This window comes from Microvirga sp. 17 mud 1-3 (assembly GCF_003151255.1).
Classification (GTDB): domain Bacteria; phylum Pseudomonadota; class Alphaproteobacteria; order Rhizobiales; family Beijerinckiaceae; genus Microvirga.
Window position 1 is genome coordinate 162604 of sequence record NZ_CP029481.1, and the last position, 22411, is coordinate 185014.

Below are 22411 nucleotides of genomic sequence, written 5' to 3' on the forward strand. Positions count from 1 at the left end.
GTGAGTGGCTGGGCGAGCCCCTGTTGCGGATCGTTCCGGTTCCTTGGGATCCGAATGTCCTTGAAGGGCGACAGGCCCTCCTGCTCACTTCGGCCAATGGGACGCGCGCACTGCTTCGGTCTTCGAGCGTGCGTCGGGACACTCCCGTTTTCGCAGTGGGGCAGGCCACGGCGGCGCCACTGCTCGCCGCTGGCTTCTCGCATGTGCATATTGCCGGCGGGACGGCTTTGGATCTTATGGACCATATCCGGCGCCGGGCCGATCCACAGGCGGGGCCCCTTCTCCATCTTGGTGGATATGACATCGCGGTCGATCTTGCAGCGGGCCTCGCGCCGGACGGGTTCGAAGTGGACCGGGCCATCGTCTACCGTGCCTGTGCGGCCAACCGGCTGAGTGCGCGAGCCATACATGGGATCTCGCGAGGCTGTATCGACGCAGCGGTGTTTCTGTCCGCCCGAACGGCGTCGACTTTCTGCGGGCTGGCATCAAAGTCCGGCCTCTCCGCTTTCTGCACCCGCATGACGGCTGTCGCGATCAGCCACAAGGTTGCTGAGGCACTGCGGCCAATGAAATTCCGTCATGTGGCCATTGCCGCATCCCCGAGCCTGGGTGGTATTCTCGACGCCGTGTGCGGAAAGCCGGGTCCGTCATCCGCATGATGTCTTAAGCGTGGAGGACGGCCATCCTTTGTGGCTGGTAAAGGACGCGCAGCAGCGTCAGGCTCCGTACCCCTCTAGACGCTCGCCATGTGATCGACTGCCCCTCGCTGAGGCCGACCAGCGCCGCTCCAATCGGGGTTAGAACGGAAATCCGGTCTGCCGTGTCGGCCTCATCGGGATAGACGAGAACGGCACGTCGGATCTCGCCGGTCACATCGTCGCAGAACTCCAGCCGCGAATGCATCGTCGCCACCGAAGGCGGAATGGCCTGCGCGACGATGACCGTGGCCCGCATCAGCTCGGAGACAAGCAGCTCCGCAGCTGGCCGGTGTCGCGGGCTGTACACACCTGCTGTCGCGATCCAGGCGAGGCGATCATAGTCGAGCGCCGAGATCATCACCGGCGGAAGAGACCGGGAAGGCTCCGTCCCGGTCATGCCGTGCTCCGATCGTCCGGGGTTGAGGCCAAGTCGTGCCGAGGCTGCGGTGTGGCCGTGCCCCCGGTCCGCAGCACGGTCGAGCCGTCATCCAGGAACCTTAGGCCAATCCCTTCCACAAAGACCTCGCGGAGCGAGCCATCCTCATCAAGGAATGGCATACGGTCGCCGACGCGCAGGCCCAGGAGCGCCGTTCCCAGCGGTGTCGCCACTGAGATTTCGGCTCCGGGCCAGATCATGTCGTCAGGATGGACGAGCAGATGGGCACGAGTCTTCGGCTCCTGGTCGAGGCGATAGATCACGCGGCAATTGGTGGAGACCACATCCTCCGGCAGGTCCGCCGGATGGCAAATTTCCGCGCGCCGCAGCTCCGAAAGCAAGAAATCGGTGGCGTGGCGACCCTGCTTTTGCCCGATGGCCGCCGTGAACAGCAGGCGGTTGTAGTCGCAGGACGCGAGAGTGATCGGCGGGAGATCTTGCTGCGTGCTCATGAAACCCTCCTCAGGAACGATCACCTTGCCGGATGCCTAGGAACAATCCCACAAGGTGAACAGACATACGGGCCGACATGCGCCCAAAAGGCGCACGAAAAAGCTCATGATGATCGAAGAGAACATTCATGCCCCGAGCGCCGGCGACCATAGGGGTCGAGCCGGGTCCCCGGGGCTTACCTGCCTGCTTGGAGGCGACCTGCGTATGCCAGATGGCGAAGGTTTTTCAGGTACGGGAACATAATGCTAACACCCTAGCACCCTTGGTGGCGAAAGCAACCGCCAGGCGGACTCGGGCCCTGCTTACGGCTTGGTCCAACAGGCCCTGGAACTAGTGAAATCCATTGAAATATTGCGCGAAGATGTCAAAGCCGCCATTAGGGTTCCCCAACGACAGTTCTGGCGGACTACATCAACGGACAGGAGTGAGATCAATTGCACGTCGTTTCCATGCTGGACCAGGCCCTGACGCGTCTCGATGAGGCGGCCCGTCACCTCGATCTCGATGCGGATGTTCTGGAGAAGCTCAAATATCCGCGCGAGACCACGAAGGTGCGCCTGATGATCCGCATGGATGACGGTTCCAGAAAATCCTTCATGGCTTGGCGCTGCCGCTACGATGACACCCGGGGCCCGACCAAAGGCGGCATCCGCTTCCATCCGGACTCCACCATGGAAGAGGTGGAAACGCTCGCCTTCTGGATGACCTTCAAATGCGCCGTGATGAACCTGCCCTATGGTGGCGGCAAGGGCGCGGTCCGGGTCGATCCCCACACACTGTCGAAAGCCGAGCTGGAGCGGCTGTCCAGGGCCTATATCCAGGCCTTCTCCAAAATCATCGGGCCCGACCGGGATATTCCGGCGCCCGACGTCTATACCAATTCGATGGTCATGGGCTGGATGGCCGACGAATATGCCTCCATCGTGGGCGAGGCGACCCCGGCGGTGATTACCGGCAAGCCGATTGCCCTGGGAGGCTCTCTGGGGCGCGATGATGCGACGGCTCGGGGCGGATATTATCTCGTTCGGCATCTTGCCGACGCATTCGGCCTTAAGCCCGGGGCACGGGTCGCAATCCAGGGCTTTGGCAATGCAGGCCAGCACATGGCCCGCCTGCTTGGGAACGACGGGTACAAGATTGTCGCCGTGTCGGATTCCAAAGGCGCGATCCATAATCCCTCCGGGATCGATATCGACAAGCTCTTTGCCGCCAAGAAGCAGGGCTCCGTCACCGGTCTTGCGGGTTCTGACGGCGTTTCGTCCTTGTCCCCCAATGATCTCGTGGCAGTCGATTGCGATCTCCTCGTTCCGGCAGCGCTCGAGGACATGATCCACGAGGGCAATGCTGCAGGCGTGAAGGCGCGGGTCGTCCTCGAACTCGCCAACGGCCCGATTACGCCGGAGGCCGACGAAATCCTGGCAGCCAAGAACGTGATCGTCCTGCCGGACATCCTGGCCAATGCGGGCGGCGTCACCGTTTCGTATTTCGAGTGGGTGCAGAACCGGCAGGGCTATTATTGGCCGGTCGAGGAGGTCCATACGCGGCTGAAGACGATGATGGAGCGGGAAGGGGATGCTGTCTGGGCGCTCGCTCGGGACCGGGGAATCGGCCTGCGGAGCGCAGCCTATGTCCATGCGCTCTCCCGGCTCGCCGGCGCCATCGAGGCTCATGGCACGCAGCAGTTCTTCACGAGCTGAGGCTGGAGCGACGTCATCGTGAGGCCAAAGCCCCCCGCGCGGGGGTGAGGGATGTGCGGCGCCAGGGTGGCGCCGTCGTCAGCTTGCCCCGCGCCCTGTCAAAGCTCGGATTTTGCTCCCGCACTCAGGCCGAGGCTCTGATCGCGGCCGGGCGCGTTCGTGTCGACGGCCGGATCATGCGCGATGCGGCTTTCCGCGTCGATCCCGGACGAGCACGCATTGTGGTCGACGATGAGCCCGTCTCGGCCGAGCGGAAGGTTTACCTGATGCTCAACAAGCCGCGCGGTCTGGTAACGACCCGCGACGATCCGCAGGAACGGGCGACGGTCTATGATTGCTTGGCAGGGATCGATCTTCCTTTCGTGGTGCCCGTGGGGCGGCTCGACAAGGCGAGCGAGGGCCTGCTCCTTATGACCAACGACACCCGCTGGGCGCAGCGGCTCCTCGATCCTGCCTCGAACGTCAACAAGGTCTACCACGTGCAGATCGACCGGATGCCCGATCCGGAAATGCTGGAGCGGCTTCAAGCCGGTATGGTGCTCGACGGCGAGCGTATGAGCGCCAAGGCCGCGACCGTGCTCCGGGCCGGCGAACGCAAGGGATGGCTTGAGATCGTCCTGAACGAGGGCAAGAACCGGCAGATCCGGCGCCTTGTCGGCGCAACTGGCGCCGAGGTGCTGCGACTGGTGCGCGTGGAGGTCGGAGGGCTCCGGCTCGGCGATCTGACCAAGGGCGCGGCGCGGCTGCTCACGCCCGACGAAAAGGCAATGCTGGATGTGCCGAGACTGGCTGCTTCCGGCTCCAGGTAATCTCGATTTGGCTCAGCGATAGCGCGCTCAGGAGACCATCGTGGGGCTTGCCAAATCCGCGTGTTTCCCGAAAGAGAGGTTGCTCCGCTTATTCCGGGTTCGTCATGCGCCTCAGATTGCCTGCTGCCGCCGCGCTCTGCGCCTCTCTGCTCCTCCCGATTATGGCCTACGCGTCGGAGCAGTGCCCCGCACAGCAGGAAACGCTTCAAGTCCCGGCGGATCTCGCGCTTTGTGCAAGCCTGGAAGATGATGTCCGCAAGCCCAGCCAGTTCACCCTGGACGTCTATCAGCAGAAGCTGGGTACTTACCTGAGAGCCTATTGTCATCGGAACCCGGGTTCCGGGTGGAAGGCTGACAAGACCATCCGCGATACGGGTCCGTTTACGGCGGCCCTTAAGGACGGGAAGTGGGTCGGGAGCTACCATGGGACCCATGCCCCGGTGGTGATCTGGTATTCGCCGGAGATGTATACTTGGCTCAAGGCTAACCGGCCCGCGGACGAGCATCTTGCGCCGGCGAACCCGGCGCCTGTTCCGGATGGGGCCATGATGATCAAGGAGATGTACCCGGCGCCGGCCGCCGCCTGCCGGGGCATCGATGTGAACCGGCTCCAGCCGACGAGCGGCGCCGCTGTGATGGTTCGCGATAGCAAAGGGGCTCACGACGGCTGGTTCTGGGGCTGGTTTGGCTGGAAGGGCTGGGAGCCCGACTGGCCGGCGCAGGCCGGCAACGGCTATCCGAATATGGGGTTCGGGCAATATTGCGTGAATTGTCACGCCTCAGCCAAGGACAACTCCACCTTTGCGGCTCTGCGGAACATCGAGGGCGAGGCGGGCAAGCCACTCGCCTTCCTGAGCCAGCACTGGTTCCAGGGGCAAGGAACTCAGCCTGATGAGAACTTCGCCGCCCTGCTCAATCACCTGCGGGTCGTCCAGGAGTCAGATGATGTCACTCCGCAGGGGGCGGCCGCCCGTACGGGCTATGACCCTGAATTTACGAAGTTCTTTGGATTGCCTTTCACGAAGCCCGAAAGACTGCCGTCTCTGGCCATGCCATCCCAGACATATGACAATGTTTGGGCTCAAGCAGGGATGCCGAAGACACTTCAGCCTTTTCTGACATCCGATCAATGCATCGGTTGTCACGATGCGGGGTCTACAGGGCTTCAATTTGACATGACCCGGCCAGGGCATGGCGGGAAGCTCCTCAACCTGTCGCCTTTCGGGACATGGAGCACATCGCCCATGGGCCTGGCTGGACGCGATCCGATCTTCTTTGCCCAATTGTCGAGCGAGGTCGAAACCTTCCATCGCGAATCGTCCAAGCTCGTGGAGGATACCTGCCTTGGATGCCACGGCGTCATGGGGCAGAGGCAATTCAAGATCGACCAGAAGGCAGCCGGACAGGGCTGTACGCCGTTCTCGCGCGAGGTGCTCAACGCCACGCCCTTCCCGACAGGCCCCCACGCCAAAAATGCAGCCTATGGGGCCCTCGGGCGGGACGGGGTTTCCTGCACTACATGCCATACGATGGCGCTCAGCGAGAGCGAACGGGCCAAGGTGGCCGCAGAGACTCAGAATAGCTGTGTTGCCGAGCGTCAGGCATTTCTCAATCCTGACAACAAGGGGTTTGCGAAAACCTTCACCGGAAGCTTCCTGACGGGCGCTCCAGATCAGATCATCGGTCCTTTTCCGGATCCGAAGGTCAAGCCCATGGAAAATGCCCTTGGCCTGACCCCGGCCCACAATACGCAGATCCAATCGGCCGAAGTTTGCGGAAGCTGTCACACGGTCCATCTGCCCGTATTGAACAAGGGCAAAGTCATCGGCCACACCTATGAGCAGACCACTTATGCGGAGTGGGCCTTCAGCGATTACAGGACAGGCCTGACGCCGGACGGCCCGCTGCCGATGGGACCGGGCGCCAAGGTGGAAACCTGCCAGGGCTGTCATATGCCGAGCCGGGATGCTGAGGGAAAGCCTATCCGGAGCAAGATCGCCAGCATTCAGGAGCACAGCAACTTTCCTGAAGCCGACAACACCCTCGAACCTGAAGAGATCGACCTTGAGGTCCGGGAAGGGTTCGCAAGCCATGTTCTGGTGGGCCTGAACACGTTCCTCATCAAGATGGCTCAACAATTCCCGGACATCATGGGCATTCGGACGCAGGACCCGATGTTGACCCGGAAGGGGCTTGATCCGCTCCTCTATACCGAGCAGGCGATCGCGCATCAGGCTGAAGCGAAGACGGCCGACATTCGCGTCAGCAACCTCACGATGAACAACGGCGCCATCGAGGCTGACATCAATGTCATGAACAAGGCCGGGCACAAGTTCCCGTCCGGCGTCGGCTTTCGTCGTGCCTTCGTCGAATTCCAGGTTCTCGATCGGGATGGCGCGACACTCTGGTCGTCCGGCCGGACGAACGCCATGGGGGTTCTCACCGACGAAAAGGGTGAGCCGATCGACGGGGAAGTTTGGTGGAACAGTGATTGCTCAGTGCGGCAGAACCCGCTCGCACACCAGCCCCATTATCAGGTCATCACCCAGCAGAACCAAGCCCAGATCTATCAGGAACTCGTGTCGTCGCCTCCCGCGGACGGGCCGGCGCAATGTGGTGTCGGCTCTCGGCCGGCCGGCGAACTGACCACGAGCTTCCTGTCGATCTGCTCGAACGTGAAGGACAACCGTCTGCTGCCCAAAGGCTTCCTGAAGCGCGACGAAAGGATTGCCGTGGCGCAGGCACTGGGAGCCGGGTCTGAGCTTGCCGACGAGGCGGGGCCCGCTCAGGTCGGAGACGACCCTGATTATGCGGCGGGCGGTGGCGATACGGTCCGCTACCGGATCGATCTTGCGCAGGTCAAAGGCGTTCCCGCGGCCGTACAGGCGACCCTCTATTATCAGGCGACGCCGCCGTTCTACCTGCAGGATCGCTTCTGCACGTCGAAGAGCACCGATACGGAGCGGCTTTTCTTCATGGCCGGCCGTCTCAATCTCGAGGGATCAAAAGCAGAAAACTGGAAGCTTCGGATGGTCAGCACAGGGCAGGTGGCGCTTCCACAGCCGTAATGCAGAGAATACTAACTGATGTAGCGCAGGGACGAGGGTTAACGATAAGTCTTCCTCATAAGAAGAGACATGTTGCTCCCATAGCGAAACCCGGGCGCGACCTCCGGCTGTTAGTATTAACGCTAAGTAAACGCTTGGATTCTCGCCACGCGGATGTTGACAGGTGCACCGGCTCCTGCCACATTCATAGGGTCTTCGGACACACTTTGCAGCCCGCCCCTTAGGCCCGGCTGCTTCCATAGATAGCAGGTTGGATGGCCTGCCTGCGGGCCCCATCCAATAGCATGATGCAACCCTGCTATACCGGTGCAAGTCCGGTATGTCCCGCCAAAATGTGTTGCTTTCTTAGGGACAATCCACATGTCTAGCCTTCTGACGAATACCTCTGCCATGACCGCCCTGACGACGCTGAAAAGCATCGCAGGACAGCTTGACCAGACCTCCAGCCGGATCTCCACCGGTCTGAAGGTGGCGGACGCCTCGGACAACGCGGCGTACTGGTCGATCGCCACCACCATCCGCGCCGACAACGGCTCGCTCGGTGCGGTGAAGGACGCCCTCGGCCTCGGTGCGAACTCGGTCGACACGGCCTTCAACGGCATGAACCGTTCGATCGACCTCCTCAAGGAAGTTCAGTCCAAGCTGACGGCGGCCCTGTCGCCGAACGTCGACCGCGCCAAGATCCAGACCGAAATCGACGCCAAGCTGAAGGAGCTCAAGCAGACTGCTGACGCCTCCGTGGTGTCGGGCGAGAACTGGCTCTCCACCGACTCCTCCGCCGGTAACTACGTCTCGGATCGTAAGATCGTGGCGTCGTTCACCCGCGAGAACGGCAATGTTTCGGTCGACACGATCACTATCTCGGTCGACGACACGAAGCTGTACGACAAGAAGACGGATCCCGCCGATGCTGCGGCTGCAGCGGACGCCGACATCTCGGCTGCTAAGACGACTTGGGAGACGGCCGAGACCGATTGGAAGACCGCGCAGTCAACCTGGGATAGCAGCACCAAGGACGCCGCGGCCAAGACGGCTCTCGACACTGCTCAGAGCGACTACAACGCTGCCAAGAAGACCTACTCGGACGCCATTGACACGGCCAACGATGCTGCTGTTGCGGCTGTCGACGGCGAAGGCGGCATCCTGAACAAGCAGTGGGGCGTTCTCGGCAAGGACGAGGATGGCGCTTACAAGCACTACGAGCTGTCCATCGACACGATTGACATCTCGACCATCCAGAACCAGGACCTCTCGAAGCTGCGCGCATATGTGGCGGCGGTCGACAAGGCGCTGGGCGCCATGACCGACGCCGCGACCACGCTCGGCGCCAACAAGACCCAGATCTCGTCCCAGACGACCTTCGTCGAGTCGCTGATCAAGGCGAACGAGCGTTCGATCGGCACGCTGGTGGACGCGGACATGGAAGAGGAATCGACCCGTCTGAAGGCACTGCAGGTTCAGCAGCAGCTCGGCGTTCAGTCGCTGAGCATTGCCAACGGCAGCACTCAGAACGTCCTCTCGCTCTTCCGCTAAGAGCTCACCCGGTTCCCGGCTTGTCCGGAGCCACCTATGAGGCCACGCCCGCAACGGCGTGGCCTCTCTATTTTAGAGTATTCTTGGAAAGCGCAGGCTTGTGTTCGCGGGCGCGAAGCTCCGGGGAGCTTGGAAAGGCAATCCCCCTACGTCGCGCAAGCTCCGCGCAAGCTTCGGGTGCAAATATCCGGTTCATAGCAGGTTGAGCAGGCCCGAAATGGAATCCTGCTCGAAGGCATGATGCCGCCCTGCTATACCGGTACAAGTCCGGTATGTCCCTCAGCTTTGTATTTAATGGGATGACCGATGCCGTGGTCCGTCCCGCATCATCTGCTCATCCAAAGGGACAGCCATGTCTAGCCTTCTGACGAATACCTCCGCCATGACCGCCCTGACGACGCTGAAAAGCATCGCAGGACAGCTTGACCAGACCTCTGCCCGGATTTCCACCGGTCTGAAGGTGGGCGACGCCTCGGACAACTCGGCGTACTGGTCGATCGCCACCACCATCCGCGCCGACAACGGCTCGCTCGGTGCGGTGAAGGACGCCCTCGGCCTCGGCGCCGCCTCGGTCGACACGGCCTTCAACGGCATGAACCGCTCGATCGAGCTGATGAAAGACATCCAGGCCAAGCTGACGGCAGGCCTGTCGCCGAACGTCGACCGCGCCAAGATCCAGACCGAAATCGACGCCAAGCTGAAGGAGCTCAAGCAGACTGCTGACGCCTCCGTGGTGTCGGGCGAGAACTGGCTCTCCACCGACTCCGCCGCCGGTAACTACGTCTCGGACCGCCGCGTTGTCGCCTCCTTCACACGCATCGACGGAAAGATCAGCGTCGACACGATCACTATCTCGGTCGACGACACGAAGCTGTACGACAAGAAGACGGATCCCGCCGATGCTGCGGCTGCAGCGGACGCCGACATCTCGGCTGCTAAGACGACTTGGGAGACGGCCGAGACCGATTGGAAGACCGCGCAGTCAACCTGGGAAAGTAGCATTAAGGACGCCGCGGCCAAGACGGCTCTCGACACTGCTCAGAGCGACTACAACGCTGCCAAGAAGACCTACTCGGACGCCATTGACACGGCCAACGATGCTGCTGTTGCGGCTGTCGACGGCGAAGGCGGCATCCTGAACAAGCAGTGGGGCGTTCTCGGCAAGGACGAGGATGGCGCTTACAAGCACTACGAGCTGTCCATCGACACGATTGACATCTCGACCATCCAGAACCAGGACCTCTCGAAGCTGCGCGCATATGTGGCGGCGGTCGACAAGGCGCTGGGCGCCATGACCGACGCCGCGACCACGCTCGGCGCCAACAAGACCCAGATCACCTCTCAGACGACCTTCGTCGAGTCGCTGATCAAGGCGAACGAGCGTTCGATTGGCACGCTGGTGGACGCGGACATGGAAGAGGAATCGACCCGTCTGAAGGCACTGCAGGTTCAGCAGCAGCTGGGCGTTCAGGCCCTGAGCATTGCCAACGGCAGCACTCAGAGCATCCTCTCGCTCTTCCAGGGCTAAAAAGCCCACGTTAAAAAATACTTTCGAGCCACGCTTCATTTGAAGCGTGGCTTTTTTTGTTTAACACACTCTCTGCCCCGATAAGGGGTCGAGCAACCGCCCGATCGTTTCGCCAAATCGGTTAGGGCATCTGGCCGTGTCTAGCGCAGAAGAAATCTGACGCCTGTTTGATGAAAGAGAGTTGGTCCACAGCGTTACTGGAAGTGGTGCAGCGCTCCCTGCTCCGGAAATACGAACCGGACACCGAGATCGTTCTCCGCCTCGAGCTCTCTGCGGATAGCCTCCTGTGGCTGATCCGCAGCCAGGGAATATTTGATGTGGCTCACGACAACAGACAGGTCCTTCAGCGCGTTACCGCCCGCTTCCCGATCCAACGCGCGCAATGCCTGGTGAACCCATTTCGGCGTCATATGCCCAAAGAGCAGACTATCGGGCCGATCGTTGGTGTATGACGTCTCCAGGATGATGGCCCTCAGCCTCCGCTGTTTTACCTTGCCGGCAATAGCCTTCCAGAGGTCCTGAATGTTGGAGGCCTTTTGGACCTCGTCAGGGCCCGTATCGCCGAAGCAAAGGATGGCATCATCTCCACTCTCGATGAGAAAGGCTGTCGACTCGCTTCCCGCGTGATTGAGCGGGAAGGGTGTGACCGTCATTCTCGTTCCCGTAAGATCCTTCGCCTCCCCCGGCGCTAAATCCTCGAGATGATATGTCTTCAGGTGCGGTTGCCGGCCGCGATCCAGCATGTTGGGCCAAGCAACCCAGTTGAAGTAGCTCTGCTCGAGAGCGGCGCTCACCGATGGCAGGCTGTAAATTGTCTTCTTGCTGTCATCCGGCGAGGCAATGACCAATCCACCGATATGGTCGAGATGCGCATGGCTGATCAGATAGCCTTTGATATCATGCTTCAACACATGCCCGACGACACTGTCGGTTGAGCCCTCTGGCAACTCGACATCTTCGAATACGCCCTTTTCTTGAGCGATCTTTAGGCCATTGACCAGGCTGCCTGCATCGCAGGCGACGGCGTTGCGATCCCCATGGGGCCGGATGAGATAGGAGCTGAGGTTACCGTCCTGGATGCCGCCCAGAGCACCGAGGACAATCACGTCGAAACCCTGGCCCGCCAGGGCAATTGTGGGGCTCAAAAGCATCGACAGCGAAACGATTGATGCAATCGGTCTCATGAGCGCCCCGTATCCTCAGCCTGCCAGAGTAGCGCAATGCTGGCACAGGTGCCGGATCGAAGCCAATCCCGTCCTTCGCCTAGGCATTCTCACGCTCCTTCCACCAACGGTCCGGATAAGCGCGAGGCTGCGTTATGATCGTTCTCTGCCGCATGAGGTAACGAGCGCCGAGCCAAATCTTCTTCTATGCGGTTGAGGGGGATGAACATTGTGCAATGCATAGAGAGACGAAGAGCAGTTATTGTTACAATGATACTTGAAACGGCAAGGCTTGAAGCGTGAGTCCGTCCTCAATGGGACTATTATCTTTCCAGAAGCGCTCTTCCCTTGGTGAATTCTTGCCCTAATCCTATGGCCTTAATGCGCGCTCAGTCTGCGATCATATTGTCGTCCAGAGCCTCATGGAGCTTGCCATGGATAAGAGCCCCAAAACACCCTCGAAACCGTCCAGCCAAGTTCTGACGAACCGTCAGGGGCACCCGATCGTCAACAACCAGTCTCAGCGCACCGTTGGCAATCGCGGCCCAGCTACGCTGGAAAACTATCAATTCCTTGAGAAGATTACTCACTTCGACCGTGAGCGCATTCCGGAACGCGTCGTCCATGCCCGTGGCTTCGTATGTTACGGAGAGTTCGAGGCCTCCGGAAAAATCGGTGACGAACCTGCCTCCCGATACACTCGCGCGAAGCTCTTCCAGGACGCCGGCAAGAAGACGCCGCTGGCCATCCGGTTCTCAACGGTGATCGGCGGCCGCGATTCCTCGGAAGTCGCCCGTGATCCACGGGGCTTTGCGGTGAAGTTCTATACGGAGGACGGCAACTGGGACCTTGTCGGCAATAATCTGGCTGTGTTTTTCATCCGCGATGCCATCAAGTTCCCGGACGTGATCCATTCTCTGAAGCCCGATCCGGTAACCTTCCGCCAAGAGCCGAACCGCATCTTCGACTTTATGAGCCAGACGCCGGAATCCATGCATATGCTGACGCACCTGTTCAGCCCGCGCGGCATTCCTGCAAGCTACCGGCACATGGAAGGATTCGGCGTCAACACCTATAAGATGGTCAACGCCAAGGGCGATACCGTCCTGGTGAAATACCACTTCCATCCGCGGTGTGGCGTCGCCAGCCTCACGGCCGAAGAGGCCGCCAAGGTTCAGGGCCAGGATCTCGGCTCTGCTTCCAAAGACCTATACGAAGCCATCGAGCGCGGCGACCATCCACAATGGGATCTCTATGTCCAGATCATGGAGGATCATGATCATCCTGAGCTGGACTGGGATCCGCTAGACGATACCAAGATCTGGCCGGAGAGGGATTTCCCACTGCGGCACGTAGGCGTCATGACGCTCAATCGCAATGTCCAGGACCATTTCAACGAGAACGAACAGATCGCCATGGGTACGGGCGTGCTGGTGGACGGTCTCGATTTCTCGGACGACAAAATGCTCGTTGGGCGGACATTCTCCTACTCGGATACCCAGCGCTACCGCGTCGGCACGAACTACCTCCAGCTGCCGGTCAACCAAGCCAAGAATGCCCATGTCTCGACCAACCTGAATGGCGGGCAGATGTCCTATCGTCGTGACGTGGCACCTGGACAGAACCCGCATGTGAACTACGAGCCATCGATCCACAATGGCCTACATGAGGCCCCGCGACAGGAGCCGAACAATCCACCTGAGATCCGCGGTCGGCTGACCCGCAGTGTGATCGATAGACGGAATGACTATCTCCAAGCACGCGGGCGCTATTGCACGATGATGGATTGGGAGCGTGATGACTTGGTGCTCAACATGGGCACTCTCCTCGGACAGTGCGAGCGGGACGTACAAGAGCGCATGGTATGGCACCTGTTCATGATCCATGATGACTATGGCAGGCGTGTCGGCGCGATGGTCGGTCTAAAAGCTGAAGACGTCCGCCACCTTCCACCGCTGCCAACTCAGGCCTTGACGGGTGATGAGCAACAGCGGCTCAAGAATATGGGCCGGAACGGCGACAAAATTGATCCGAGTGTCTGGGGTCAATGGACGAGTTCGGTGCAAAACCACAAAGCTTCGGCCGAGGAGGTTCTCGGCGGTATGAGCGGTACTCTCAAAAGCCAAGCTGCTGAATAAAATACGTGACGGCATTTAGGAGAGGCGGCAATCAGGACGATGTCTGCCATCTCGGCACCCTTGGGAGTGCCCAATGAACCAATAGCGTATGAGGAGCAGGCAAATATGCCGCTATATCCTCGCTTCAGTCTTCGGTCCGTAGGATCGCGTCCTCTGCTGTTTCCTCGGTCGGAACGTCACCGCTGCCTTCTGTCCGATCACGGTAAAGGGCGGCCCGAACGAGCAGCATCAAAGTTACCGGTGTCGTTAAGGTGACGAATATAGCGATCAGGATTTCATGAATGACGGGGCGTGCATCGATCACGCTAAAGTAAAGGGCGGATCCGGCCAAGATACTGGCCATGCCCACAGTTGTACCGAGGGTCGGGGCATGAACGCGGGAATAGAAACTGTTGAGCCGCAGCAGCCCGATCGAACCGATTAGAGTAACGACGGCTCCCAGTAGCACAAGAAGGGCCGTCAGGAGCGCAGCCCAAGCAGGCAGGGCGTCTAAGCCGCTCATTCGATTACCTCGCCGCGCATGAGGAATTTGGCGAGGGCGACGGTTGCCACGAAGCCGAGAAGCCCAATGATTAATGCTGCTTCGAAGTAAATCATGCTGGCGGTACGGATCCCGAATGTGATCAGCATCAGCATGGCATTCACATAGAGAGTGTCCAACCCGAGAATCCGATCCTGGGCGCGAGGCCCTGCAATCAGACGATAGGTGGCGCAGCACATTGCTAGGCCGAGCAAGACCTGAGCGATGGTGATGGCCCCTGTTAGAATGGCAACGCTCATTCGAATATCTCCATCAATCGCCGCTCATAGCGGTCCTTAATGAGACGGGTCCATGCTGCCTCGTCGACGAGATCCAATACATGCAGCAGCAGAATTCCTTTGGCAGGGTCATAGCTCACCCAAATCGTTCCGGGCGTAGAAGTGATGATGATGGAGAGAATCGCGAGCCCGTGACGATTGCGTAGCTCAAGCGGAATCGCCAGGAATCCTGCGTGACCGCCGGGTTTCCGGGAGCGTAGAATGATCCAGCCAACTGCGATGTTCGAGCGGAGAATATCGATCAGCACTAGACCTGCGAGGTGCAAGATTGCGCCCGGGTGGCGGATCTTGGCCTTCTCAGGTCGTAGGGCTGCCATTGCCCATGATGCCAGGACGGCGAGCACGCTTCCCAGCACCACGTGGCCCGCCGACACAGTCTGGTTCAGGAGAAGCCAAAGACCGAGCAGCGCGGCGGAAAGCAGAGGATAGGGCAGGAGCCAGTTCATTGATTGCCCTCTCCTTGCCCTGGCCCGCTCCTTTCCGGCGTCAGCACACCCTTCACATAACCTTGAGGAATGCGGAGGGCCTGTGTCGTCGCCTCCATGTACTGCATTGTCGGCCCGCCGGCGACGGTAAGGCCAAAGCAAAGGAGCAGGAGGGCAAGCACAGGGATCATTTCGATGACCCGAACTCGAGGAATGCTGTCATCCATGCGCGCCCAAAAGCTGCTGATGCCGGATCGTGTCATGGCAATCAAGGTCGCCAGACCTGATACGGTCAGGAGGCCCACCATGGTCCAGGTTGTGGCCTGAACGGCAGGACCCTCCACTTTGAACATTGCGGCCATGATGGCGAACTTGGCGATAAATCCGGAGAGCGGAGGCAGGCCTGAGAGGAGCAGGGCGCAGGCGATGAAGCTGCCTCCGAGGAGGGCGATGGTCGCCGGGATGGCAATGCCAACTTCATCATTCTGTGGCTCGTCGTCGTCCCCTCCGCCATAAGCCTCCATCGTAACGGCAAGTACGTCAGCGCCTGGGTCGCGCAGACGCTCGACCAATTCGATGAGCAGGAAAAGGGCAGCGATCCCCAAAGTGGAACTGACCAGATAAAACAGCGCAGCGCCGATGACGGTTTCGTTCCCGGTCCCGATGGCCGCGATCAGTGTTCCGGATGAAACCAGAACGCTGCAGCCGGCAAGCCGAGGCAGGGATTGGGAGGCCAGAATGCCCACCGTGCCAAACACGATGGTTAACATGCCCCCCACGAGTAACCACGTGCCACCAAACCCGGCAAGCGCCCCGGCCTCCGGTCCGAATACCAGCGTCCATAGGCGCAGGATGACATAGACGCCGAGCTTGCTCATGATGGCGAACATGGCGGCCGCAGGCGCAGAGGCGGCAGCATAGGTCGTCGGGAGCCAGAAATTGAGCGGCCATGCACCTGCCTTCATCAGGAAGGCGGTACCTAGGATCGCCGCCGCTGCGGCCACGAGCGAAATCTCCCCAGAAGCGAGCGCGGGAACCCTAATGGCGAGGTCCGCCATATTGAGTGTGCCGGTAACGCCGTACGCAAGGCTGGCACCGATCAGGAAGAGAAAGGATGCCGTCAGGTTCACGGCGATGTAGGCAAGCCCTGCCTTGACCCGGACGATCCCGTCTCCATGGAGAACGAGGCCATAGGACGCGGCGAGCAGCACCTCGAAAAATACGAAGAGGTTGAAGAGGTCCCCCGTCAGGAAGGCGCCGTTGAGCCCCATAAGCTGGAGCTGGAAGATCGTATGGAACCGGGGCCCTGCGCGATGCCACCGCGCAAGCGAGAATAGGAGTGATGCAAGGCCCAGCACGCTCGTCAGCACCAGCATCAGCGCGGAAAGGCGGTCCAGCACCAGCACGATGCCGAAGGGTGCTGGCCAATTACCGAGTTGGTATACGCTCACGCCAGGACCGCCCGAAGTCGCGGGGGCCAGATCGGCCAGGCGAAGCAGCATGATCGATACGATCAATAAGGCAACCGTCGTAGAGACACCGATCCCGCCCTTGATGATGCGGCTGCGCTCGTTGAGGAGAAGCATGACGGCCCCGGAGAGCAGGGGCAGCAGAACCGGCACGATGATCAAATGTTCGGCTAAGCCCTTCATTACGTATCCTCCCGGCCATCGACATGGTCGGTTCCCGTAAGGCCGCGGGAGGCCAGCAGAACGACGAGAAACAGTGCCGTCATCGCGAAGCCGATGACGATTGCAGTAAGAACAAGGGCCTGGGGGAGGGGATCAGTGTATAGCGCTGGATCGATGGCCTCGATGTTCGCGATGACCGGCGGCGCCCCGGTCCGCAGCCGGCCCATCCCGAAGATGAACAGATTAACCGCATAGGATAGCAGGGATAGCCCGATGATGACCTGGAAGGTCCGCGGGCGCAGCAGGAGCCAGACGCCCGAGGCGGTGAGAATGCCGACCGCAAGTGAGAAAATGAGCTCTGTCATGCTCCTTCCTTCGTTGCGGCAGAAATGCTCGGGCGGCCGGCTCGCGGGGTTCGGATCGATTGGTGCGCAAGCGCAATCAGGATAAGCACCGTCGCACCGACGACGACGGAGAACACGCCGAGATCAAACAGGAGAGCCGTGGCGGCCGGAACTTTGCCGATGACGGGGAGGTCCAGATACTGGAAGTACGAGGTGAGGAACGGATAGCCGAAAAGCCAGGCGCCCATACCGGTGAAGGCGGCGCAGAGCAGACCAAGACCCATCCAGACGATAGGGCGAACCTTCAGGCGCGCCTCTACCCAGCGGGTTCCACCCGCCATGTACTGGAGGATGAGAGCGATCGACATGGTGACGCCGGCCGCAAAGCCTCCGCCAGGCAGATCATGTCCGCGCAAGAAGAGGTAAACTGCGACCACCCCAATCACCGGAAATAGCCACTGCATGATCAGTCCCGGTATCGTAAGATAGTCGGCCAACGTATCGCCGACTGTGCGGTCCGGCCTGGCCCAATCGTGGGCATCCTGGATCTGCTGTTGTTCGGGTGCAGCGGCACTCTCTGGCGCGGGCCGGAACCGGCGCAGGAGGGAGAAGACAGTGATTGCCACTACGGCGAGCACCACGATCTCACCGAAAGTGTCGAAGCCGCGGAAGTCGACGAGGATGACATTGACGACGTTACGGCCGCCCCCTTCCGCATAGGCATTCTCGACGAAATAGCGCGAGATGGTATCCGGCAGGGGCCGCGTGAGCATAGCGTAAACGACCAGCATCATGCCTGCACCCGCCGCTACGGCGAGAGCCAAGTCCCGCGCACGGCGTATCCTTGCCTGAAATCCCGCGGAAAGGCCTTCGCCAGCGACCTCGATCCGCTTCGGCAGCCAGCGTAGACCGAGAAGGATGAGCACCGTTGTAACGATTTCGACGAGCAGCTGGGTAATGGCGAGATCTGGCGCTGAAAACCAGACGAAGGTGATACAGGTTACCAGTCCTGCCCCGCCCATCAGGACCATGGCGGCGAGGCGATGGTATTTGGCCTGATACGCCGCGCCGATGGCGCAAAGGCCTCCGACAATCCACAGCAGGAGAAAGGCAGGATCGAAGGCGGCGCCTGCGTGGGAACCCGCCTCTAGTCCTTGCCGGTAGAACGGCCAGAGCGCAGCGAGCACTGTGAAGCCCACCAACAGCCGCAGTTGCGGTTGAAGTTTCTGTGTGCCGAACAGTCGTTCCAGCGAGCGCGCCCATTGCCACGAGAGCGTCACGAGCACACGCTCGAAAATGCGTTGGCCCTTGAGGCGGCGCACCAGAGGCGGGCCCTCGATGCCCTTCGCCAGATATCCCTGCAACAGCCAGTATAGAATGACACCGCCCGACAGAGCGAGCACACTCATAAGCAAGGGCTCGTTGAAGCCGTGCCATATCGCGAGGCTGTAGTAGGGCGTGTCTGGCCCCAACACCGCGCGGACTGCTGTCGAGAGAAATGGCTTGATGGTCATCGCCGGTACGATGCCGACGAGCAGGCACGTCAGGACGAGCAGCTCAATGGGAAGGCGCATCCAGTGTGGTGGCTCGTGCGGCTTGCGAGGCAGGTCCGTGGCAGGCGGTCCAAAGAACACGCCGTGGATGAATCTCAGAGAGTAGGCCACGCTGAAGGCACTCGCCACCATGGCGAAGTATGGAAGCGAGTGGTCGAGAAGTGAGTCGATGTGGAACGCAGCGGCTTCGGCGAAGAACATTTCCTTTGAGAGAAAGCCATTCAACAAAGGAACGCCGGCCATGGCGGCGGCCGCAACCATCGCCAAGGTGGCAGTGATCGGCATGAATCGAAACAGGCCGCTCAGGCGCCGGATGTCACGGGTGCCGGACTCGTGATCGATAATGCCAGCAGCCATGAACAACGATGCCTTGAAGGTAGCATGGTTCATGGTGTGGAAGATCGCCGCAACGGCTGCCAGTGGACTGCCTAGTCCGAGCAGGAGCGTGATGAGGCCGAGATGGCTGATGGTGGAATAGGCCAGCAGTCCCTTCAGGTCCTGCTGGAAAATAGCCGCATAGGCGCCGAGCAAGAGCGTGCAGAGGCCTGCGGACACTACACAATAGAACCAAGCCTCCGTACCGGATAGGACGGGCCAAAGCAGTGTAAGCAGGAAAACGCCAGCCTTCACCATCGTGGCAGAGTGAAGATAAGCCGAAACAGGCGTGGGGGCGGCCATGGCATGTGGAAGCCAGAAGTGGAACGGGAACTGCGCACTCTTGGTCAAGGCGCCCAGCAGGACCAGGATCAGAGCTGGCAGATAGAGGCTGCTGCTGCGGATTGCGTTCCCGGAAGCCAATACCTCGTCGAGGTCATAGCTGCCCACGATATGACCAATCAGCAAAACACCGAGGAGCAGGCACAGGCCACCCGTCGCCGTAACCGTCAGCGCCATACGTGCGCCATCTCGGGCGCTGGCATTGTGATACCAATAGCCGATCAGCAGGAAGGAGAAGAGGCTGGTCAGTTCCCAGAAGAATACCAACTGAACAAGATTTCCGGACAGCACAATGCCGAGCATGGCGCCCATAAAGGCGAGCAGGAACGCAAAGAAGCGCGGCACGGGGTCCTCGGGCGACATATAGTAGCGCGCATAGAGAACCACGAGAAAGCCAATGCCTGTCACCAGCATGGCAAAGAGCCAGGTGAAGCCGTCCATGCGCAGGCTGAGGTCGAGACCGAGCGTCGGCACCCACTCTATTCCGACACGCAGGACATGGCCTAGATAAACGCTTGGATACTGCATGGCCGTGACGACGGCGCCGCAAAAGGCCGTGAAGCCGGCCAGAAAGGCTGCGCCATTCCTGGCATTCTGCCGCAGGAAGGCGGCAACGAGGCTCCCGATGAAGGGAAGCGCGACAATGGCCAGGAGTGGCACACCACTGGGCATGGGTTAGGCAATCTCCTTCCGGACGGGAGCGCAGGTGAACTCCAAGAATGGGGCGAACTCGCACAATATGGTTGACAGGCGCGCAGTGAGGCAAGGGCGGACACAATAAATTCATGCCCGTTCCTGGTGCCTCATCAAGATAGCAACCGGGGCCCGTTCAAGCGGATGATGAGTTCGAAGGCCCACATTGGTGGGCGGGTCTGCTGCGGGAATGGGGCCATTCCAGCCAGAGACAGAACAAACAGGTAGAGCATGGGGCAGGCGGGGTGAAGGCGTATATGCGCCTGGGCATGCTTGCAACGATAGTTGAGGGCGAGAGGCGCTTTCTGACCCCATACATACCCCCTCGCCGATATAGGCCGCTGTGGAAGCCTTCAGCTAGTTGATTCCGGACGACCCGTTTGACTACGGCTATCGGTCGTTGTCCGCTTCTGAACGACGAAGCGGCCTTCCTCGGCCTTATGGAAGTACTGGCTCGCAACCAGCATTCCCTTGGCAGGGCGGATAGGTGGGATGCAGATCAGCAGCAGGAAGGGCAATGATGTGAGCATATGCACCCAAAGGGCCGGTTCCCAGGTGAGTTCGACCCACACGGCGAATGCCGCTGCCGGAATGCCCATGATGATCATGATGAAGAAGGCCGGGCCGTCTGCAGGATCTGCAAAGGAGAAATCAAGGTCGCAAACTTCACAGCGCCGCGCGAGATTCAGGAAGCCATCGAACAGGCGGCCCTTCCCGCACTGAGGACAGCGGCATCTCAGGCCGAAGTTGAGAATGGCATCCTTTGCAGTGGGCTTTTTGGTCATGTCGAATCCCTTGCCGTGTATGGTCTAGGCTTCTATGAACGTTCAGTTTTGTATGGATCGATCACCCATACAATAAAATGTGGTTTCATTGCATGTTAAGATGTAAGATGGTCCATCTGCAGAATGGATGGGCTTGGGCAGGCAAAATGTAGGCCTGGATGGCCCATACAATTGCAAGACAATAAGGTCAAGAATACATGTTGTCCTGGACGCCACGGATCGAGAACAGAAGTGGTCCCAAATATCTGGCTATTGCGGAAGCCCTTTTGGCCGACCTGCAGTCTGGCCATCTCAAGCCAGGACAACGCCTGCCACCTCAGCGCCAGCTCGCGAGGGAGCTTGGGGTGGATCTCACAACGGTAACCCGCGCCTTCAATGAGGCGCGCAAAATGGGGCTGATCGACGCCAATACAGGCCGCGGTAGCTATATTCGTGAGGAGGTTCCGGGCCAAGCCATCCCGGAGGAATTGCCGGTCGTCGACCTGAGCATGAATATGCCTCCGCAGCCGCGCGAAGCGAGATTGCGGGAAAGAATCCAGGAAGGGGTCGCCGGCATCCTCAATTCGCCCCAGGGTCTGATGCGTCTTCACTACCAGGAGAGCATCGGGGCGGGGCTGGATCGTGCGGCTGGGACCCGGTGGCTCGGGTTGCGCCTGGGGCGAGTTTCAACCGACCGCGTGGCAGTGACCGCGGGGGCCCAGACAGCACTCTATACCATTATGCGGATTCTGACCGAGCCTGGTGAAGCAATCTGTGCTCCTGATTTCACCTATCCAGGCCTGCGCGCAATCGCCGACCAGCTCAAGGTGCGGCTGGTGCCGATAGCCATGGATGAAGAGGGACTTGATCCGGCTGCGCTGGAGGAAGCATGCGGACGTGAGAAGCCAAAGGCAGTCTATTGTGTGCCCACCATTCACAATCCGACCACTGCAACCATGTCGCTCAAGCGGCGCGAGGCGATTGCTGGTGTCGCTCGACGGCACGGGATCGCGATTATTGAAGACGACGCCTACGGAATGCTGCCCCGGCAAAGTCACACGCCAATCGCGGCACTGGCTCCAGAGATCGTCTGGCACATTGCCACACTTTCGAAATGCGCAACCCCCGCCCTGCGGACAGCCTATGTTGTCACGCCGAAACTAGCCGATACACTGCGCCTCGCGGCGGAGATCCGCGCGGCGTGCCTGATGACGCCGCCTCTCATGGTAGCGCTGGCGTCGAAGTGGATTCTGGACGGTACGCTCGACGCCATCACGGCGGCCATCCGTGAGGAAAGCGCTGCCCGTCAGATTATCGCGCGCAGGGTCCTGCAAGGGCTTGAATTCCAAGCCCATCCGGAGGGCCATCACCTGTGGCTGGCCCTGCCTGAGCGTTGGCGCCGGGGCGATCTTAATCTCTATGCACGCCAGTCGGGCCTCGCGCTAGTCCCGAGTGAAGTCTTCGCAGTTGGCTCGACGGTGGAAGCCATTCGAGTGTCTCTCGGTGCAGCACAAAGCCAAGCAGTATTGGAGCGGGGACTTAGCCTGCTCGCGGCAGTCTTGGCACATGGGCCCAGTACCCTCTCCTCCATCGTCTGACTCTCATGAAGAGTAGACGTAGTAGCGCACTGGTTAAAGAGGGCCTCTTGGCTCAATGGGCTAAAACAGCGGACAGACCTTTTGGCCTATACGGGCTGCAAGCACTTCTCCGAAACATCGCTTGGCACGTTGCCTCAAATGCTCATAGCTGTTGCAGCGAAGTTTCAGTCGCTAGAGAAGCGGCTTGACGTGGAAGCGGATACCATAAATCGGCGCTAATCTGTGCGCCTGAAAGGTGGGGGCGTTATGTGCTTACACCCCCTCTAAGACCCCGATGTCTCAACGGGCTAGCTGTTTGAAGAATAGCAGGGCCGCGGTCCACTGTAATCAGCCATTTCAAAACA

At 60.2% G+C, this 22411-nt stretch carries 18 protein-coding genes; 8 read left to right on the forward strand and 10 right to left on the reverse strand.

What is annotated here, in order from left to right; translation table 11 throughout:
• Positions 1–23: 23 nt before the first annotated feature.
• Entirely contained in the window at positions 24–659 is a 636-nt protein-coding gene (locus C4E04_RS00810) for a uroporphyrinogen-III synthase (protein WP_245416186.1), read from the forward strand.
• A gap of 4 nt (positions 660–663) precedes the next feature.
• Here the strand turns inward: C4E04_RS00810 and rnk are convergent, their stop codons facing one another.
• Complete coding sequence (gene rnk / locus C4E04_RS00815) at positions 664–1095, reverse strand: nucleoside diphosphate kinase regulator (protein ID WP_109594042.1); 432 nt, start codon at positions 1093–1095, stop codon at positions 664–666.
• Positions 1092–1586: a GreA/GreB family elongation factor gene (locus C4E04_RS00820; RefSeq protein WP_109594044.1), complete on the reverse strand. Its 495-nt coding sequence runs from the start codon at positions 1584–1586 to the stop codon at positions 1092–1094. Before C4E04_RS00820 ends, rnk begins: the two co-directional genes overlap by 4 nt.
• Positions 1587–2036: 450 nt before the next feature.
• Here C4E04_RS00820 and C4E04_RS00825 point away from each other — a divergent pair, with 450 nt between their 5' ends.
• From C4E04_RS00825 to C4E04_RS00845, 5 genes are all read left to right on the forward strand, one after another.
• Positions 2037–3284 carry a Glu/Leu/Phe/Val dehydrogenase gene (locus C4E04_RS00825; RefSeq protein WP_109594046.1) on the forward strand — a complete coding sequence of 416 codons (1248 nt, stop codon included), beginning with the start codon at positions 2037–2039 and terminating at the stop codon, positions 3282–3284.
• Between the two features lie 44 nt (positions 3285–3328).
• Entirely contained in the window at positions 3329–4093 is a 765-nt protein-coding gene (locus C4E04_RS00830) for a pseudouridine synthase (RefSeq protein ID WP_371682024.1), read from the forward strand.
• A gap of 104 nt (positions 4094–4197) precedes the next feature.
• Entirely contained in the window at positions 4198–7161 is a 2964-nt protein-coding gene (locus tag C4E04_RS00835; RefSeq protein ID WP_109594048.1) for a cytochrome P460 family protein, read from the forward strand.
• Positions 7162–7521: 360 nt separating this feature from the next.
• Positions 7522–8694 carry a flagellin gene (locus tag C4E04_RS00840; protein ID WP_109594050.1) on the forward strand — a complete coding sequence of 391 codons (1173 nt, stop codon included), beginning with the start codon at positions 7522–7524 and terminating at the stop codon, positions 8692–8694.
• A 382-nt stretch (positions 8695–9076) separates the two neighbouring features.
• Positions 9077–10222: a flagellin gene (locus C4E04_RS00845; protein WP_245416188.1), complete on the forward strand. Its 1146-nt coding sequence runs from the start codon at positions 9077–9079 to the stop codon at positions 10220–10222.
• Positions 10223–10416: 194 nt separating this feature from the next.
• On the opposite strand, the gene C4E04_RS00850 is transcribed toward C4E04_RS00845, so the two are convergent.
• The gene (locus C4E04_RS00850) at positions 10417–11406 is read right to left on the reverse strand and encodes an MBL fold metallo-hydrolase (protein ID WP_109594054.1); all 990 of its coding nucleotides are present in this window, start codon (positions 11404–11406) and stop codon (positions 10417–10419) included.
• A gap of 413 nt (positions 11407–11819) precedes the next feature.
• On the opposite strand from C4E04_RS00850, the gene C4E04_RS00855 reads away from it, so the two are divergent.
• Positions 11820–13523: a catalase gene (locus C4E04_RS00855; protein WP_109594056.1), complete on the forward strand. Its 1704-nt coding sequence runs from the start codon at positions 11820–11822 to the stop codon at positions 13521–13523.
• A 124-nt stretch (positions 13524–13647) separates the two neighbouring features.
• Here the strand turns inward: C4E04_RS00855 and mnhG are convergent, their stop codons facing one another.
• From mnhG to C4E04_RS00890, 7 genes are all read right to left on the reverse strand, one after another.
• Positions 13648–14025 (reverse strand): monovalent cation/H(+) antiporter subunit G, encoded by a 378-nt coding sequence (gene mnhG, locus C4E04_RS00860; RefSeq protein ID WP_109594058.1) that lies wholly within the window; start codon positions 14023–14025, stop codon positions 13648–13650.
• Positions 14022–14303 carry a K+/H+ antiporter subunit F gene (locus C4E04_RS00865; protein ID WP_109594060.1) on the reverse strand — a complete coding sequence of 94 codons (282 nt, stop codon included), beginning with the start codon at positions 14301–14303 and terminating at the stop codon, positions 14022–14024. Before C4E04_RS00865 ends, mnhG begins: the two co-directional genes overlap by 4 nt.
• Positions 14300–14788, reverse strand: coding sequence for a Na+/H+ antiporter subunit E (locus tag C4E04_RS00870; RefSeq protein WP_109594062.1), 489 nt, complete (start codon positions 14786–14788; stop codon positions 14300–14302). Before C4E04_RS00870 ends, C4E04_RS00865 begins: the two co-directional genes overlap by 4 nt.
• Entirely contained in the window at positions 14785–16419 is a 1635-nt protein-coding gene (locus C4E04_RS00875; protein ID WP_109594064.1) for a monovalent cation/H+ antiporter subunit D, read from the reverse strand. Before C4E04_RS00875 ends, C4E04_RS00870 begins: the two co-directional genes overlap by 4 nt.
• On the reverse strand, positions 16419–16763 hold the full coding sequence (locus C4E04_RS00880) for a Na+/H+ antiporter subunit C (protein ID WP_109594066.1): 345 nt from the start codon (positions 16761–16763) through the stop codon (positions 16419–16421). The genes C4E04_RS00875 and C4E04_RS00880 overlap by 1 nt, the downstream gene beginning before the upstream one ends.
• Positions 16760–19684 (reverse strand): monovalent cation/H+ antiporter subunit A, encoded by a 2925-nt coding sequence (locus C4E04_RS00885; RefSeq protein ID WP_109594068.1) that lies wholly within the window; start codon positions 19682–19684, stop codon positions 16760–16762. The genes C4E04_RS00880 and C4E04_RS00885 overlap by 4 nt, the downstream gene beginning before the upstream one ends.
• A 374-nt stretch (positions 19685–20058) precedes the next feature.
• Positions 20059–20490 (reverse strand): DUF983 domain-containing protein, encoded by a 432-nt coding sequence (locus C4E04_RS00890; RefSeq protein ID WP_109594070.1) that lies wholly within the window; start codon positions 20488–20490, stop codon positions 20059–20061.
• A 197-nt stretch (positions 20491–20687) separates the two neighbouring features.
• Between C4E04_RS00890 and C4E04_RS00895 the strand changes: the two genes are divergently transcribed.
• On the forward strand, positions 20688–22067 hold the full coding sequence (locus C4E04_RS00895) for a PLP-dependent aminotransferase family protein (protein WP_109594072.1): 1380 nt from the start codon (positions 20688–20690) through the stop codon (positions 22065–22067).
• Positions 22068–22411: the final 344 nt, after the last annotated feature.

Bases quoted from the DNA above. Each gene is read 5' to 3' on its own strand.
- rnk (WP_109594042.1), bottom strand. From the start codon at position 1,095: ATGACCGGGACGGAGCCTTCCCGGTCTCTTCCGCCGGTGATGATCTCG.
- C4E04_RS00820 (WP_109594044.1), bottom strand. From the start codon at position 1,586: ATGAGCACGCAGCAAGATCTCCCGCCGATCACTCTCGCGTCCTGCGAC.
- C4E04_RS00825 (WP_109594046.1), top strand. From the start codon at position 2,037: ATGCTGGACCAGGCCCTGACGCGTCTCGATGAGGCGGCCCGTCACCTC.
- C4E04_RS00835 (WP_109594048.1), top strand. From the start codon at position 4,198: ATGCGCCTCAGATTGCCTGCTGCCGCCGCGCTCTGCGCCTCTCTGCTC.
- C4E04_RS00840 (WP_109594050.1), top strand. From the start codon at position 7,522: ATGTCTAGCCTTCTGACGAATACCTCTGCCATGACCGCCCTGACGACG.
- C4E04_RS00845 (WP_245416188.1), top strand. From the start codon at position 9,077: ATGACCGCCCTGACGACGCTGAAAAGCATCGCAGGACAGCTTGACCAG.
- C4E04_RS00850 (WP_109594054.1), bottom strand. From the start codon at position 11,406: ATGAGACCGATTGCATCAATCGTTTCGCTGTCGATGCTTTTGAGCCCC.
- C4E04_RS00855 (WP_109594056.1), top strand. From the start codon at position 11,820: ATGGATAAGAGCCCCAAAACACCCTCGAAACCGTCCAGCCAAGTTCTG.
- mnhG (WP_109594058.1), bottom strand. From the start codon at position 14,025: ATGAGCGGCTTAGACGCCCTGCCTGCTTGGGCTGCGCTCCTGACGGCC.
- C4E04_RS00865 (WP_109594060.1), bottom strand. From the start codon at position 14,303: ATGAGCGTTGCCATTCTAACAGGGGCCATCACCATCGCTCAGGTCTTG.
- C4E04_RS00870 (WP_109594062.1), bottom strand. From the start codon at position 14,788: ATGAACTGGCTCCTGCCCTATCCTCTGCTTTCCGCCGCGCTGCTCGGT.
- C4E04_RS00875 (WP_109594064.1), bottom strand. From the start codon at position 16,419: ATGAAGGGCTTAGCCGAACATTTGATCATCGTGCCGGTTCTGCTGCCC.
- C4E04_RS00880 (WP_109594066.1), bottom strand. From the start codon at position 16,763: ATGACAGAGCTCATTTTCTCACTTGCGGTCGGCATTCTCACCGCCTCG.
- C4E04_RS00885 (WP_109594068.1), bottom strand. From the start codon at position 19,684: ATGCCCAGTGGTGTGCCACTCCTGGCCATTGTCGCGCTTCCCTTCATC.
- C4E04_RS00890 (WP_109594070.1), bottom strand. From the start codon at position 20,490: ATGACCAAAAAGCCCACTGCAAAGGATGCCATTCTCAACTTCGGCCTG.
- C4E04_RS00895 (WP_109594072.1), top strand. From the start codon at position 20,688: ATGTTGTCCTGGACGCCACGGATCGAGAACAGAAGTGGTCCCAAATAT.